23 protein-coding genes are annotated in these 14,300 nt (G+C 55.4%); 3 read left to right on the top strand and 20 right to left on the bottom strand.

The genetic code is table 11. The features are described from left to right. Window positions 1–15 precede the first annotated feature (15 nt). Window positions 16–204 carry a hypothetical protein gene (locus AC2FH0_RS02975; protein ID WP_496788545.1) on the bottom strand — a complete coding sequence of 63 codons (189 nt, stop codon included), beginning with the start codon at window positions 202–204 and terminating at the stop codon, window positions 16–18. Between the two features lie 65 nt (window positions 205–269). Between AC2FH0_RS02975 and AC2FH0_RS02970 the strand changes: the two genes are divergently transcribed. Continuing rightward, on the top strand, window positions 270–551 hold the full coding sequence (locus AC2FH0_RS02970) for a type II toxin-antitoxin system RelE/ParE family toxin (protein ID WP_496788544.1): 282 nt from the start codon (window positions 270–272) through the stop codon (window positions 549–551). Window positions 552–567: 16 nt separating this feature from the next. Next, window positions 568–861 carry a HigA family addiction module antitoxin gene (locus tag AC2FH0_RS02965; protein ID WP_496788543.1) on the top strand — a complete coding sequence of 98 codons (294 nt, stop codon included), beginning with the start codon at window positions 568–570 and terminating at the stop codon, window positions 859–861. Here AC2FH0_RS02965 and AC2FH0_RS02960 read toward each other — a convergent pair. From AC2FH0_RS02960 to AC2FH0_RS02900, 13 genes are read right to left on the bottom strand one after another with little or no spacing between them, the layout of a single operon-like run. Then, entirely contained in the window at window positions 858–1,802 is a 945-nt protein-coding gene (locus tag AC2FH0_RS02960) for a phage tail tube protein (RefSeq protein ID WP_496788541.1), read from the bottom strand. The two genes, AC2FH0_RS02965 and AC2FH0_RS02960, sit on opposite strands and share 4 nt — an antisense overlap. A gap of 2 nt (window positions 1,803–1,804) precedes the next feature. Continuing rightward, window positions 1,805–2,266, bottom strand: coding sequence for a hypothetical protein (locus AC2FH0_RS02955; RefSeq protein ID WP_496788540.1), 462 nt, complete (start codon window positions 2,264–2,266; stop codon window positions 1,805–1,807). Continuing rightward, window positions 2,263–2,655 carry a hypothetical protein gene (locus AC2FH0_RS02950; protein ID WP_496788539.1) on the bottom strand — a complete coding sequence of 131 codons (393 nt, stop codon included), beginning with the start codon at window positions 2,653–2,655 and terminating at the stop codon, window positions 2,263–2,265. The genes AC2FH0_RS02955 and AC2FH0_RS02950 overlap by 4 nt, the downstream gene beginning before the upstream one ends. Then, window positions 2,655–3,023, bottom strand: coding sequence for a hypothetical protein (locus tag AC2FH0_RS02945; protein WP_496788538.1), 369 nt, complete (start codon window positions 3,021–3,023; stop codon window positions 2,655–2,657). The genes AC2FH0_RS02950 and AC2FH0_RS02945 overlap by 1 nt, the downstream gene beginning before the upstream one ends. A 3-nt stretch (window positions 3,024–3,026) precedes the next feature. After that, window positions 3,027–4,055 carry a phage minor head protein gene (locus tag AC2FH0_RS02940; RefSeq protein WP_496788537.1) on the bottom strand — a complete coding sequence of 343 codons (1,029 nt, stop codon included), beginning with the start codon at window positions 4,053–4,055 and terminating at the stop codon, window positions 3,027–3,029. Window positions 4,056–4,061: 6 nt separating this feature from the next. Continuing rightward, window positions 4,062–4,586: a DnaT-like ssDNA-binding protein gene (locus AC2FH0_RS02935; protein ID WP_496788535.1), complete on the bottom strand. Its 525-nt coding sequence runs from the start codon at window positions 4,584–4,586 to the stop codon at window positions 4,062–4,064. Window positions 4,587–4,589: 3 nt separating this feature from the next. Continuing rightward, on the bottom strand, window positions 4,590–4,835 hold the full coding sequence (locus AC2FH0_RS02930) for a hypothetical protein (RefSeq protein WP_496788534.1): 246 nt from the start codon (window positions 4,833–4,835) through the stop codon (window positions 4,590–4,592). A 55-nt stretch (window positions 4,836–4,890) separates the two neighbouring features. Then, window positions 4,891–5,907 carry a major capsid protein gene (locus AC2FH0_RS02925; RefSeq protein ID WP_496788533.1) on the bottom strand — a complete coding sequence of 339 codons (1,017 nt, stop codon included), beginning with the start codon at window positions 5,905–5,907 and terminating at the stop codon, window positions 4,891–4,893. A gap of 15 nt (window positions 5,908–5,922) precedes the next feature. After that, a complete protein-coding gene (locus tag AC2FH0_RS02920; RefSeq protein WP_496788532.1) occupies window positions 5,923–6,285 on the bottom strand; it encodes a head decoration protein in 363 nt (120 codons plus the stop codon). A 2-nt stretch (window positions 6,286–6,287) separates the two neighbouring features. After that, on the bottom strand, window positions 6,288–7,391 hold the full coding sequence (locus AC2FH0_RS02915; RefSeq protein WP_496788531.1) for a DUF2213 domain-containing protein: 1,104 nt from the start codon (window positions 7,389–7,391) through the stop codon (window positions 6,288–6,290). Between the two features lie 21 nt (window positions 7,392–7,412). Continuing rightward, complete coding sequence (locus tag AC2FH0_RS02910) at window positions 7,413–8,792, bottom strand: DUF1073 domain-containing protein (RefSeq protein WP_496788529.1); 1,380 nt, start codon at window positions 8,790–8,792, stop codon at window positions 7,413–7,415. A gap of 8 nt (window positions 8,793–8,800) precedes the next feature. Next, a complete protein-coding gene (locus tag AC2FH0_RS02905) occupies window positions 8,801–10,105 on the bottom strand; it encodes a DNA-packaging protein (protein WP_496788528.1) in 1,305 nt (434 codons plus the stop codon). Further along, a complete protein-coding gene (locus AC2FH0_RS02900; RefSeq protein WP_496788527.1) occupies window positions 10,026–10,502 on the bottom strand; it encodes a terminase small subunit in 477 nt (158 codons plus the stop codon). Before AC2FH0_RS02900 ends, AC2FH0_RS02905 begins: the two co-directional genes overlap by 80 nt. A gap of 442 nt (window positions 10,503–10,944) precedes the next feature. Here AC2FH0_RS02900 and AC2FH0_RS02895 point away from each other — a divergent pair, with 442 nt between their 5' ends. Further along, window positions 10,945–11,247, top strand: coding sequence for a hypothetical protein (locus tag AC2FH0_RS02895; RefSeq protein ID WP_496788526.1), 303 nt, complete (start codon window positions 10,945–10,947; stop codon window positions 11,245–11,247). 346 nt (window positions 11,248–11,593) lie between these two features. Here AC2FH0_RS02895 and AC2FH0_RS02890 read toward each other — a convergent pair whose 3' ends face one another. Genes AC2FH0_RS02890 through AC2FH0_RS02865 form a run of 6 tightly spaced genes read right to left on the bottom strand, consistent with a single transcriptional unit; the run spans window position 11,594 to window position 14,190 of the window. Then, window positions 11,594–12,145: a transcription termination/antitermination NusG family protein gene (locus AC2FH0_RS02890; RefSeq protein ID WP_496788524.1), complete on the bottom strand. Its 552-nt coding sequence runs from the start codon at window positions 12,143–12,145 to the stop codon at window positions 11,594–11,596. A 26-nt stretch (window positions 12,146–12,171) separates the two neighbouring features. Further along, window positions 12,172–12,543: a helix-turn-helix domain-containing protein gene (locus AC2FH0_RS02885; protein WP_496788523.1), complete on the bottom strand. Its 372-nt coding sequence runs from the start codon at window positions 12,541–12,543 to the stop codon at window positions 12,172–12,174. Further along, the gene (locus AC2FH0_RS02880) at window positions 12,540–13,364 is read right to left on the bottom strand and encodes a helix-turn-helix domain-containing protein (RefSeq protein ID WP_496788522.1); all 825 of its coding nucleotides are present in this window, start codon (window positions 13,362–13,364) and stop codon (window positions 12,540–12,542) included. The genes AC2FH0_RS02885 and AC2FH0_RS02880 overlap by 4 nt, the downstream gene beginning before the upstream one ends. Continuing rightward, the gene (locus tag AC2FH0_RS02875) at window positions 13,361–13,819 is read right to left on the bottom strand and encodes a RusA family crossover junction endodeoxyribonuclease (RefSeq protein WP_496788520.1); all 459 of its coding nucleotides are present in this window, start codon (window positions 13,817–13,819) and stop codon (window positions 13,361–13,363) included. The genes AC2FH0_RS02880 and AC2FH0_RS02875 overlap by 4 nt, the downstream gene beginning before the upstream one ends. Continuing rightward, window positions 13,820–14,023: a hypothetical protein gene (locus AC2FH0_RS02870; protein WP_496700364.1), complete on the bottom strand. Its 204-nt coding sequence runs from the start codon at window positions 14,021–14,023 to the stop codon at window positions 13,820–13,822. Window positions 14,024–14,028: 5 nt separating this feature from the next. Then, window positions 14,029–14,190, bottom strand: a complete 162-nt coding sequence (locus AC2FH0_RS02865; RefSeq protein WP_496700365.1) for a hypothetical protein — start codon at window positions 14,188–14,190, stop codon at window positions 14,029–14,031. Between the last annotated feature and the right edge of the window lie 110 nt (window positions 14,191–14,300).

Here is a 14,300-nt window from a genome sequence, read left to right as displayed (position 1 = left end):
CGGTCCTTATCAGAGTTATTCGGCGGTTTTTGGTTTGCGCTTGCGTGATCCGGAGGCAGGACCGCCTGGCGCCTCCGGATCACCTTCAACCAGGCGCTTGGCGACCAGGTCGAATTCTTTAACAACTTTCGCCGGGACAGATTTGCCCTTGGGAAAGCGTTTCTCACGCCCATCAATGTGGACGTTGAACCCTTTGCTCTTCATGGTTTTTTACTCCTTTTTTAGTATCACGACTTGATACTCGTATCATGAGGTGATACATGATTGGCATGATACAGAGCACCAAAGGGAAGATGATCGAGCAGGTACTTTCCGGTCGCCCGGGAAAAGGGTTTCCTGCAGATGTTTTCAACGTCGCGCTCCGGAAGGTGGCAATTGTCGAAGCCGCTGTCATCTTGGATGACTTGCGTTCACCCCCGGCCAATCGACTTGAGAAGCTTACCGGCAATAGGAAGGGTCAGTACTCAATCAGGATCAACGACCAATGGCGCATCTGTTTTAAATGGGGGAAGAAAGGCCCCGAAAACGTCGAAATCACCGACTATCACTGATAGTAGAGGCTACCATATGTCCATTCTTAAAAACCCGGTACATCCGGGCTCCATTCTCAAGCACGAGTTCCTCGATCCACTTTCGATGAGCCCGTACAAGCTGGCCCAGTTCGTCAATGTTCCGCGCACCCGCATGGAGCGTTTGGCTGACGAAAAGACGTCTGTTACGCCGGATACGGCCATGCGTCTTGGCAAGTTCTTCGGGACAACTCCGCAGTTCTGGATGAATCTGCAAACCAACTACGAGATGGCCAAGGCCGAAGCGGAGACCGATGTCTCCGACATTACGACCTTGGCCATGTTGGGTTAAGCGATGTTCCGCATCAGACGGCAGGTTCCACCGATACCAGAGTCGTATTTCGGCAGGATGGTGAAGGTCTGGAAGGCCGGGCCGGTCTCGCCGGTCTGCAGCGGACTTTCACTGAATTCACAGGCCGGAAAGAACAGTTCGTATTTCTCGTTGGCTACCTGACCGATAGGGATGGTCAGAGCAAAGGCAGTACCGTTGCGGGAAGCGTTATAGACGGCAATGAAATTGTCTTCGATGTAGAACCGCCCGGTGACCGTGGGCCGCATAGCCCCGCGGTTGATGCCGCAGGCGTCGTCCGAGGACAGGCGCGGTTGTTCGGTCTTGTCAGTTCCGCCGAAGTCCACTGTACAGCTTTCCATGCAGTCCAGAGGCGTCAGGCCCGACATGGTGATGGTACCGATGTCGGAACCGGAGCCGATAATATTAGTGTTGCTCGGGTCGGCATAGGTTGCGCCTGCTATGGCCGTGGGAGTGGCATCCTCGGACCCTGAGCCGATCAGGTCCATGGAAACCGTCGCGTCTTGCGCGGCTGTCAGGGCCAGCTGGCCGGTGACAGCCTCAACACCGAGGAACCGGGTATAGGCAAACGCCCCGCCTGCGCCCTGCGGGATGGCTTGCTCGATCGTCATCGCGTTCTGCGCTTGCGCATTGATCAAAACGTCTGAAGCCCAGTCCGCTTGGAACAGGGACGCCCAGAAATCATCGTAAACCCCATAGATCAATTTCCCCTGCGCACTGCCCGAGACAGCAATGCCGTTGCGGCCGACACCGCTGCGTTGCCCTCCGGCCGCACGGGAAAAGGACTCGCTGATCCGCGGGTTGGCGGTCAGGGACAAGGTGTCAAAGCTGGTTTTGGTGAAGGCCGGAGTGGCGGGCGTGGTGCCTGCGGTGACCTCGTTCACATAGGCTTCCTGTAGATCGACGTTAGCTGCGCCAGTCATGATTATTTCCTTTCGGTTCTGACGAAGGGGGCACTGACGACAGTGCGGTGATGAGGGGCGTCGCCCCGCGATGAAGAGATGTATGGGGCAAGACCGTTGCGGGCGAAGTCGATGACTACAGTGCTCGACCCTGAAGGCGCGGCGCCGGCCTCGTCCAGTTTCCGGCCCGTCAGGTCGTCAATGATGGTGTCGGCTATTGCCTTGCCCTCACTGCTACCTTTGCCGCCTTCTGTGATGATGGTGAACGACAGGACGCCTACATATTCGTGCAGGTTCGATCCCGGTGCCCCGGTTGAGGTCTGCCGCCCCTGCCCCGGGAGGATCGCCATAAAGCCCGCCTTGGCGTCTTCAGGCAGATCCTCAACGTTGATCGCCTCACCATCTAGGGCAAACGGGCTCATGCCATAGAAACTTGCGGCCTGAACGTGATTGTTCAGAACCTTGCGCTCGATATCGTAGCTCATATCTCTGACTGAAGCTCCGCGATGGTGACTGCGACCATGCCTTCAGGTTGCTTTTGCGAGTACCCCTCCTCAAGGCGCTGGATATAGGGCAAGCTGTTGTGGATCACGATCCTAGGGAACCCGACCTGCTGAGAATAGGTTGCGATCACCTGCGCGCCGCGTGCCAAGGTGACGGCCCCACTCGGATCAGTGTCGGTTGTGATTTCGACCTTGGCAGAACCAATGGAAACGAGCCAATTCGCCTTTGCCTGACCTGACTTTACCGGTGTTCGCTCCAGCACCTTACTCAGCGCACCGAGCGCGATCTGCTCAATGATCTCGCGCCACTGATCAAGAACGTGATCGAATTCCCGGTCTATTTCCAATGCAAATCCGTGCGCATCAGCCATCAACGAACCACCACATAGGCAATCGCACCGGACAAAAGAATGTCTTGCGCTTTGGTGATAGCGCGATCCGGCTGCCCAGTGATCCGCAATATCCAGTTTTCTTTCGGCACGTTGTTGATCCCTTCGAGGGAAAACAGCATCTCGCCAGGCCCAGCCACGTAATCGGGAAACACATCACCAATAGGCCTTTGCGTTTCCATCAGCGCCCGGCAGGTACCGCGACTCTCATCCGTCGTTGCGTGAGCGCCTGTTGCGGTATCGTAAGCGCCTTGGACGGTTTCAAAGAGCTCCGCGGCCAGCACGGCGTCAGGAATGGCGCTACTCACGCCATCAAAGGCCAGAGCGGCGATCTCAGAGATTGTTGGCATAACTCACCTGTTCGGATTTGCATCGATCCGTACGTTCATCCAACAGCGGCAACCGATGACGTCTTCGCCGGGTGCGCCGCGACTGAAATCACCGGGATGCATCAAATGGGCATTCGTGGTGGGGCTGACAAAAGGTTCATCGAATTGGTGGCTTTCGCCGTGCAGACGAATATGGGGGTCTCGCGTTCTGCCATCCCGGTTGGCCTGCCAGACCTTGCGGACCTGCTGACGGTTGACGAGCCCGCTATCAATCATCTGCTGGACCGCTTCATTGGCCCCAGCGTGCCCCGCACGAGTGGCCTCGGTCTGAGCAATGGAATTGGCGCGGGATGCAAGTAGCCTGTCCTTGTACCGCCCCAAAATCAGCTCTGCTCGGTCTTTTGTCAGGCGGCGGTTTTCTCGGATGGCCTTGAGGATCGTCCGGTCATAGCGCCGATCACGCACAGTGCGCTTCAGGTAGTTCCGCATCATTTGAGGGTCGCCGGACAGCAACTCAGCCCGTGCCCGCTCAGATGCGGTTATCTGGCGCTGTGTCAGCCCTATCAGGCCACCCTCCCGGCGCCGAGTAACCCGGTTGACCCGCCCGGCGATGTCAAGAGCCGTGGATTGTGGTGTGCGTCCCTGCGCGCGCGTCGTAGCCAGCACTTCGCGCAGCCCTGCCCGAGTATCTTCGGTAATCCCTGTCACCAGGCTTGAGGAATAGTTCCGCAGCCAATCCGCGGCTCGTGGTGCTGTGAAATCAAAGTCCGGCTTGAGCGTGATCCCTGAAATCGGGTGTTTCAGGATGGGGAGATCGGCTACCGCCCGCCTGCCACCCTTAGCATAGGCGTCGATCACCTCATCCGCCAAACGCCTGAGAAACGACTGCTGCGCCCCAGCCAGATCAAACACAAGAACATCATCATGGTCCTGGATTGCCGCAACGAGACGCCGGATCACGATCTGTCGGCGCATTACTGTAACCGAGTCTAGATAGGCGCCCCGGATCAATCGCTCAGCTTCATTCAGGAAATCTCGAAAGTCATCGGGCATCAGTTGTTAAACCACCGTCACGCCCAGCACAGCCGGGCGCGTGATGATGCGTGAGAGAATGTTCTCAACAGAGGTCAACAACGGTTGAAGGTCGCTTGCATCGCCCTTGAGCGCCCCCACTTCGTAAGACACGGATGCTGGGCCAGCCTTGGCGCTTTTCAGGTTTGAAACCTTGGCTCGCACATAGTCAGGGGTGAGACTATTTGGGACATTCAGTTCACGAAAGGCGGCCTCGCACTGAGCAAAGAACACAGCCTCTGGTACAGATGCGCCATCAATCGCGTTACCATAATAGTCAGTCCCACCCGTGGCTGGCCAATGCAGACGCTGAGTGGCGATAACAGGTGTACCTGGGAAGCGGGGCCGAAATTGGCCCTCAAGCCAGTCTGTCCCGCGCCGAGCGGCTTGCTCAATCTCATTGTCGCTCTTGCTCGTGTAGTCGTAGCCCACGGCGTCCCAGCGGGCCTTGATGGCCGCAAGATCGCCGTAGCTTTCCGCGTTAACGCCGCTGAGGGTCGAGTCGAGGGCCAAAGGTTAAACCTCTTCTTTCTTCGCGTTGGTAGCCGGCTTCTTTGGCTCATCTTCGATATCACCGACATAACCAAGCGGCGTGTCATCTTTGACCACGGCCAGTTTCAAACCGATTTTCTTGGCCTGCTCCGCTGCCTTGTCTGACAGCCTGCAGACGCGCGAGCGCTTGGCTGCGATGCCTTCGAGACCGCCATAGGCACGCACGGCCGCTGACTTGACACCTGGATTTGTGATTTTGTATTTTTTCATCTCTGCTCTCCTTTGTTGGAGGAAAGCGGCGAACCTGAGCCCGCCGCAATCCGGGTCAGGTCAGGGTTGCGCGCTGCAGAACACGTGGCTGCTGGCACATGTACAGTGGGTAGCTGTAAATCTCGCCCTTGGTCCACATGTTGCGGTCACGATCCAGCACATTCATCATGTAGCGCTCGCGGCCCGGAGTATTGACATATTCCATGGATTCCAAAGGTGCATAGGCGACCTTGAACACATCGCGCGCACCCACCGGGAAGAACTTGCACTCGCTGTCAGCAATAGCGACCGTCGAGTTGTCGTCACTACCACGGTAGTTGTGGAAAGTGATGTTGCCGAAGCGGAACGCCTCGAACGCACTGGTTTCACGAAGCTGAGACGCAGCCAACCAGTTCATGTAGAACTTTTCGACGTTCGCGTGGCTGATCAGGGCGTCATAGAACCCGTCGCCGGCCAGGGCGTGCACCTGCGTCCCAGGCACAAACGAACCGCGCGCCGCACGAGACATAGCCCGAACGATATCCTTACAAATACCATTCACGTCCGTGGACGCCACATCCAGTTCGAACGACACCGCTGCCGCCTGTGCTTCAGCAAACTCGGTGAAGTAGTCGTAGATCACCGTGGAGCCGTCCGCATCCAGAACGATGCCTTGCAGCGCGCCCAAGCGATGATTTTCATGCGTTAGGTCCATGTCACCCATCAGGCGAGCTGTGCGGGATCGGAATTCAGACTGAACCGATTCCAATTCGGTTTCAGAGCCATGCGCGCGCAGTCCATCCACTTCGTGAGCGTAGAGCGTGAAGCTCTTTGCCAGACGGGTGGTTTTCAGCGGTACCGCATCCCGGCCGTCATTGGCCAGTTCTTCCGGCGGTGCACCATCAGCCGACGTCGGGATCAAAACCTGTTGACCATCGCGCCGATCCACAAACACGTTGCGAGTGCGAACGGGCATAGGTTCAAAAATACCCAGGCTGCCCAGCAGCGAAGGCACGAAGTCCACTTTATTGACCATGCCGGTAAGCGACGTGGTCGAGAAGGCAGAGTTGTTGAATACGTCCATAGTAGCCATTGCTCAGGCCTCCTTTCAGCGGACAGCGATGCCAAGCGACGCCAGAGCCGCGTTGGACGCGGTAATCTGGGCCGCATCGGCACCGGCTTCATAAGTGAGATCAGCGGCGCTGACCTCGGCGTCACGCGCGATAATCGTGCGTTGATCTTCGGCCGCGCCAATCCCAAACATCAGGATTCCGGCTTCGGTCTGGCTGCCATCGCCTGCAGCTGCGTCGTGACGAACGTATTTACCGGACGCGGTTACCCGGCCGAGTATCGTACCCGGTTCCAGCGCGCCGCCTGTGGCGTCCACGGTTACTTCTTCGCGGCTGCGGTAGTTGTTGGCCTCAGAGACCAGAAACTCAGTGGCCAGTTTGCCCATCGTTACAGGTGCCATGATCAGGCCTCCTTCTTTTTGTCGTGGAATTTCGCCCAAGGATCTCCATCGGCGTCCGCGGTGCGCTGACGCAGGGGCTGGCTGATCGAGCTGGTGGTTGTCGACTTGCCGGCGTCTTCGGTCAGAACATCAAAGCGAGCTTCGATATAAGCATCTGACTTGTCTTTGACCGCGTCGTCGCCCAACGCGGCAACAACTGCGGCCTTGCGAATGTCAGCATCAGAGAGGCCTTCCGTTTTGACGTCTTTTGCGACCTTCTGGGCCTTGCTTACCAGATCAGCGCGCTCAGCAACGCGCTTGTCCATATCCTCGTCGGAAAGCAGCTTTTTCTTCAGCTCTTCGGTTTCGGCGTCTTTTTTGGCGATCTCCGCATCCTTGTCGGCGATTGCCTTGTCATGTTCAGCTTTTTGGTCGGCCAGCGCTTTTGACTGGTCGGCCTTGAACTGTTCAATAATGCCGGTATCCGAGGCCGCTACCTGCGCGACCTTGTCTCCCAGCACCACGGATTTGAGCGTGTTTGACATGTTTGTCTCCTTTATGTCGCTCGTGGTGATCGGGGCCGCGCCCCAGTGATCCGCACCGTCTCCGATGCGGCATTCAGACCCAGCCCGCGCGCGGTCTACGATCGCCAGGTGATTGACTTTGATTTGGCCTGTCTGGATGGCCTGGTATGCAGTTCCGTCAGGCGCCAGGCCGTCCTCGAACTCTAGCCCGACCGTGTAGCCGACAGACAATTCCCGCTTGCCGTCCCTGACCGCCTCAACTGCCTTGGCGTCCATGATGCGAATGTCCGCCCGGATGTATTCGCCTTCGCGAACGACGCCGAGGATTGTACCCACACCCAGATCCTTCCAGTTCTCGGAATCGACAGAGACAGTGGGGTGGTCGATTGTGATTGGTGCGCTGGGGAAAGTTCCCATGCTCTCACGCGAGAATACCGTCGCTTCTGGACGGTAGACGTTGACCACGTCGCGATCGACCAGGCCGATTTCAGACCCTGCGTATTCGTAACAGCCGGTACGGGCGCACAGGACGCTGGCTACCAGCGTTCCATCCGCCAGCAGACGGGGCGCAGCCAATTTGGCCACGTCGGTGAATTTGTTCATGATGTGATTGCCTCTCTTGACCTATTCAGTCTCGGCACCAATGATCAAATTGGCGGCGATTTCGTCGTCACCGCCTTCTTCGAGTTCCAGCCCGTGTTCGTCTATGGCGGCCTCGAGACCCGGCATAGCGCCGGCCTCTACCAACGCATTCGCAACCGCATCAGCCACAACTTCAACAGGGAGAACGCCTTTGAGCGCCGTTGCGGTGTCCGAAATCGTCTTGCCAATCTCTGCCCGTTCTTTCTCTGTCGTTTGCCAGAGGCTGCGCCAGTTGTAGTGGATTTCCTCGGGGCGACTTCCCAAAGCAGACCAGATTAGGCACTCATCCAGAACGTTCAGCGCGGGCTCTACATCCGACTCCTGCATTTCCTGTACAAGATCGTAGTAGTTGCGCATGTCGCTTTCGCCAGTTGAATTCATGCCGGAGGGCGAAACCCCGAAAAACCGGGTTGCGGGGATGTCAGATGCTCCGGATACGATCTGGAAGAACTTGTCGATGACTTCAGGCATTTTACCGAACTGAATGGTCTTCTGCCCGATTTCCTCTTCTTTGTCGTGGACAATGGCATTGGAGATCGACTTGGCTTTTTGCAGCAATGAAACCCGATCGATGATCTGCTGCTCTGCACGAGGGTCAGATGCGAGGGCTTGCGTCATTCCGGGGATACCGATGGTATCTACTTTGGCCTCGAACACCAAAGACGCAATGTTTGCCATGGTGGCGTCAGTGTCCATAAGGGCCTTCCATGGGGCCTGTAGTACGCTGTCACCCCAGGGATGAGTGCGAGCGGCGCCGGTGTCGGGCAGTTCTGCACCCGTAAAGATGGCTAAGCGGCTGGCATGCAGGCGCATGTTCTCACCGTTGGCCGTTGATAGCTCGTAAGTTTCAGGCAGTCCGAAAAACTCTGAATCCGGATTGTAGACTATTTGCCCTGGGACAAGATCGCGACGATCAAGAACAGTGAGGAACAAGAGGCCATTTCTACCGATCTTGGAAGGGTCTAGTGGCTCGTGCGTATTGCCGTCACTTGTGCCAATCAGGATGGCAGAACCACCAAAAAGCCGAGCGGTTCGAATAGCGCGCTTGACCTTCAGCTTAAGTCCGAGGCGCTTTTCCTCCCTTTCCAGCTTAGTAATTGTGTCCTTGTCGGTGTCCCATGCCCGCCAACGGCGTGTGGCATCCTGCGCGGGAATATTGACAATTTTGCGCGGAATCCACGATCCGCGATAAGCGTTGCGCGCCTGTTCGGCAGACAAGTCGGTTGCAACATACTCCGAATGGTAGGACTTGTCTCGCGCCGTCCCGATATTGGCAACCACGTTGCGAAACCCATCCGACGCACGGATAGCGGGCATTACCTGCCCGTCTGCTGTCATGCGATAGTGCGGTTTCTTGGACATGGTCACCTTCAGAGAAAGTTCAGGGTGTAAGACGATTCACCCAGCATCAGTTCAGTTAGCGCCCATACCAATCCGTCTGCCCGGTCGGGTGAGCCTTCGCCGATGAACCCGTCAGGTCCAATCAGGCAGCATTGGTCTTCAAGTTCAGGATGGCTACCAACATGGGACACGCGGCCCTGCTCATAGAGCGCCGCAACTGGTTCTGCTCGGGCAACCTTGCCCCGGCTGGCAACGACTTCCTTGTAGCTGACCAGCTTATCGACGGTTCGGATTACGTGTTCGACCATGGCGCCGCCAAAATTGCGTTCTGCAACGATCCGGTCAGCATTGAACTCGTGATAGGCCGCGACCGCGCGGCGCCCCCATCCATCTGGGCTCAGCTTGCAGGTCCGATCAGCCAGAACATATCCACGCCCATCGATCCCAAGACCGGCAACTACGATACCGATGCTGTCCCCGTCGTCATCACTGCCACCGGTTCCGCTCGGGTCAACCGCCACCACGATCCGTTGTAGATCCGGTGCTTCCTTGAGGCGGTGGCCATCAAACATGGCCCTCGTCCATAGCGCACCAGGTAAGTCATCGAGCATTTCAGCATTCAGTTCTTGCCTGCCCAGTCGAGTGCCTTCGTATCTGCCCCTGATTTTTTGGAGGAATGAGGCAGCTAGGTTTCCAGCGTTGTCGAATGTTGAACCTGAGGTGACCACCGTTGTGCTGTCAGCAATGATTTCCTTTAGAACCGGAATTGGACGCGGGGTGGTTGTCACCAGAGCCTGTGGACGCTCCCCCAGCCTCAAGCCGAATTGAAGCATATCCCAGGTCTCACGGGCGTATCTCCATTTCGCTAGCTCATCACACCATGCTGCATCAAACTGCGGACCGCGAAGCTGGCCGGGCTGTGTAGCATTGTAACCTAAAGCAACCGCCCCTGTGTGAAAGATGACCTGCACATTTGGATTGGCAACGATCTTAGGCTTCTGGTGCGACGGAAAAACGGAAGCCAAGCCGCTATCTCCGAAACACATAACTTCAACCAAGTCTTTGTAGGTCTCGCCGATCAGAGCAATACGCTGCTTGCCGTCCTCAACTTGTTCCCTGACCCACTCGGCTCCAGCTCGCGTCTTTCCGAACCCTCGGCCTGCATTGATGACCCATGTAAGCCAGTCACCGTCCGGCGCTATCTGATCGGGTCTTGCCCAGAACCGCCAGTCCCAAAGGAGTTCTTCTAACTGCTCATCCGTCAGGCTCTTCAGTATCGCTTGCTGCTGTGCTTCCGGCTGCAAGGCGAGCGAGCTTGCTAGCGACTGTGTCACGCGCACTCACCTCTTCTGTTTGTATGGGCCCGCCGTTCTTGCCAACATGCTCGAGTCTGGATTTTGCAGGAGGCTCCAATCCAAATAACTTCACCTTGCCCGTCACTGCGCTGACTGCTGCGCTTGGGTTGCCTGCCTTGATGGCAAGTTGGCGGGCCTCTTCGTACTCATCGGCCGCCTTTTGAACGTTGAAAAGAGATAGCCTTTCGGCCTGATCCCTGAGTTCTTGCAGCCTTAGGGCGACCTTAGGGTTATCCAGCAGTTGGCAGGCTTCAACATAGATCCATGAATCCCGCGCATTCTCGGCTGTATCGTAAGCCCTGCGATATGCTTCTGCGGCATTCCCCGTTTCGAAATACGCTAACGCAAACGCTTCCTGTTTCGCCGTGAGCGTCATTTCAATTCTCCATCTCAATTTTTTACAGTTCTTTAAAAAGCTGAAAAATTGTGGTATAAAACCGAAATAAAATTTCTTATATATTTTTCTGGGTGTTGATTATGAAATTGCTTCGAATTTCTTTCATCTTCTTTACCATATCAATTTTTTTTTCCTCTGCCGCCGCAGCTGGATCTGTGAGATGTAGCGGTAGGTATTCGATGAAAGCTTATAACGAAACCTGTTGGGAAGTCGGTTTTTACAAAGATTGTAAGAGGGTGCCTCAATACAAAAACGTTTCAGTCACCCACGGATTGACAGGTATAGGCAACCATACTCCAACTTGCGGAACCTGCTATGCCCAAATGGAAGGCAAGATTGCAGTCAATGGCTGGAGTATATCCGCCCAACATTGGAAACGTTGCAATAAAAATTGATCCTAAACAAAATTCGGAGGGAAAATATGAGAACGGTTATTCTTTCAAGTTTACTATTGGTTGGTTTCGCAAACCCATCATCAGCACAAAGTATATCAATAACATTCGAAAACAACACCGGCACTGACTACACATTTGAAGTTATAGATCTCGTATGTGACAAAAACTTCGAATGGAGTATCGCCGATGGGGTTCCATTCACATATCCGATGTGTTCAAGCGAAGTCTTAGATGATGGGTATGCCAAAGTAAAATTTCGAAAGAAGGGTAATATCACTTTTACCGAAAAATCTCTCCTGCGCGCAGGGGAAACAGTTTGGCTCAACTAGTTGAGTGCCACAGATTGTTGGCTTTCCCTTGATTCTTGCGTGGCGAGACGGAAGCACCTGATGCCTCCGCCTCTTTTCCAAAGCCAGCCACCCAGCCCGAAGGGGAAGGTTTCGAAGGAAAGGCTCTGAATGGGAAAACCCGTCAACTTTTGCTGACGGGCTATCCTGACTACGCAAGTCAGGGTGGATTTCAGATTGCTTTGGACACATCAACGCTATGCAGCATGTTATCGGCTATCGCCTGTAAACACACCATTTGGACATTTAGCGCTGTCCGATTAGCTGACCGCCGCCGGGCTGGTGCAACTCACGCTTTGGCAGAAACATACCACATCTAGAGCGGCAATCAATAGGTTGCGTCTCGCACGTCAAGAGGGTCGAATTCCGCCCGGACAATCCTGCCGAACATTTCCATCTCAGCCACGACACGCGGATAAAGATCGTGAGAGCGCTGAACCATGCCCCGAAAGGTCATCAGAGTCTCGGCAAACTTGGGATCTATTGAACGCAACGCCTGACCTGCTGTGTATTCGCAAATTACCTCCCGATTTTGGGATATCCGTTGAGCATCTGCGTATTCGGCATCCACAATCGATCTAAACGCAGCCAGCGAGCAAACGTCTGCACTGCTAAGTGCGGTTATGCTGTTCGAAAGACACCTGACCCCCAAAACCTTGAAAAGTCGCTGTGAGGGTATCTGAGCGAAAATGTAGTTCTGCAAATACGGCCCCTCCTCAGACTCTGGACGACGTTGCTTTCCCCTGCGCTTGAATTCGATCTTTCGACCACACCAAACATTCAGGCCAAGATCGCGGATTTCTTCCTCAGCTTCGAACTCCCGGTTCGTTTTGGCGTAGAGCAGATACCAAATGCCTGCATCGCATGTTGTGTTGGCCATTGTCTGCCTTCTATGTTGCTCGGAGATCATTGGTCGAACCCGACGGTTTTCTGAGCTATGATTTCACCGTGGCGTCGAATTCCAGCCATGACCGTCGTGTGGTCGCGGTCTCCCCAAAACCTGCCAATCTGGGTCAACGAAAAACCCGCTTTCTTCGCCCTCGAGAACGCTTCAAAACGGGCATAGGCAATCTTCCGAACCCTCGTATGAGAAAACAAATCGCTAGGCTTCACGCCGTGTTTTTGCGCAACGATTAGATTGATGTAATTGAGGCGCGGACCCTCTTTCGGAACCTTGCTTTCCGAACCGGCTTTGTAGGCGCGGCGGGTCAATCGCTTGATCAGTTGTGCGCGCTCGGAAGCATGGCGGGCTTCCATTTGCTCAAGGGTCTCGGTCATCCAGACTTCTCCATTCGTTCCCCTTGTTGGCGAACAGCTGGTATCGGACTGGCTTTCATTTCAGCGATAAGTGCCGCGCGTTTGTCAGGATCATCTTCGCAAGTTTCCGACGGGTGGAAGTCATCTTGCCAGCGGCGGTCCCTGAGATAGGTCGCAGCCTGCATCGGCGCTGCGGATGGGTGGGCTTTTCGCCAGGTGGCCCAAAACGCCTCTGCCTTCTCGGTTGCAAAGAAACGTTCAGCTTCGTTCAGCTTCGCCCAAGACATCCGAGCCCTGTGGAGGTTTTCCTTGTTTGGCCAAATCTCAATGAAATCTTCAAACACACACTCGCGCGCTTGCGCGCCTGTTGGTTCTATTCCTGGTTCCTTTCCAAGGTTCTTAGTGTCCGGATTCCGGACACGGGAATGGCCAAAATCCGGACACGGCTTTGGTTCATTTCCGGACACGGCTCCGTGTCTTGTTTCCGGACACGGCTCCGCTACATCTTGTGGTTGCTTAACTACATTTTGTGTCCGTGTCTTATTTTCGGACACGGCATTTTGAGGGTCATCCAAGGTCAAAACATAGCTTGTGGGGCGCTGTTTTTTCGTCACTGGATCGACGCTTTGTACGCGTTGGATCAGCCCCAACGCCTCCAACTTGTCGAGGTGGCTATTCAGGGTGGATCGGCTCATCTCACAAAGATGAGAAAGGGTCGATTGCTTAGGATTGCATTGACCTGTGTGGCCGTTGTGGCAGTCAGCGAGATACCAGAGAACGATCTTGGTGGCGGGCTTTAATCCACGCTGTTTGATCGCCCAATTTGTGGCGGCGTGACTCACGTGACGATCCCCCGACACTCTATTGAAAGGCACCCGTCAGAGGACAATCGATCAGCCAAAAGCCGGATTTCATCAGCATGGGTCTCTACGCCGTTTGGAACCGTCACAGCGGAAACCACGCACGTTCCTGACGCCACATCCGGGCAGCGCATATAGGTGCCGCCGAGAAGCCACTTGTCGTCTGGGGTAGCGCCCATTTGGTGCAGAAGGTCGTGCAGGGCCTTAAGGCGGTTGTCGCTGTCCCCCAGATGATTGGCGGGCAGGCGAACGTCGGTCCAGTACCAGCTTTCACCGACAAGCGGCTTGTACCGATCGGCAGCGCGCGCTTCATTGATGCGCCACCCTGCCTCATCGAACCAGGCTTTGCAGTTGACGGTCTTTCGCTTGTTCTTCCCCCTGCCCTCGTACAGTGCATTTACGGAAGGCGGCAAAGGCAGTGTCAGAATGAAGCTCATCTATCCAGCCCAGACGTAGCTTTGCGGCTCCACTTCAGGAAGCAGCCCGCAGTCTTCCGGTGTCAAAAAGCCGCGTATCTTCTCAAATTGAACGTGATCAACCTCAGTCCCATCGGTTAGGCTGTACTGGTTGTATTTCATGCGACCGCTGGCAACAGTAACCATGACCTTCTCACCGGACTTGATGCGCTCCAGTACATTCACGACTCTCATCCCTTACCCTTTCGCTTGCGTTTGGGTGTGAGCTTCTGGCGCATGTCATGTATGGCGCGCAGCTCATCGCCTGTAATTCCGCGCTGCTTGGCTTGGGCCTCATACCCATCCAATTCAGCTAGGCTTGTGATTGTTTTGACGATGTCGACCTTGCCCATTCACCCCTCCCCCAGAAAAGCCCGGCCCGAAGGCCAAGCAGTTGAAAGGGAAGGAAGTTCACGAATGTCTCCAGCAAGGAGATTATGCAGGACTCTCAGATTGAGCCATT

This window comes from Ruegeria sp. CDSC051 (assembly GCF_059610665.1).
Note: the sequence above shows the minus strand (reverse complement) of the source record. Positions and strands in the feature narration are given on the sequence as shown.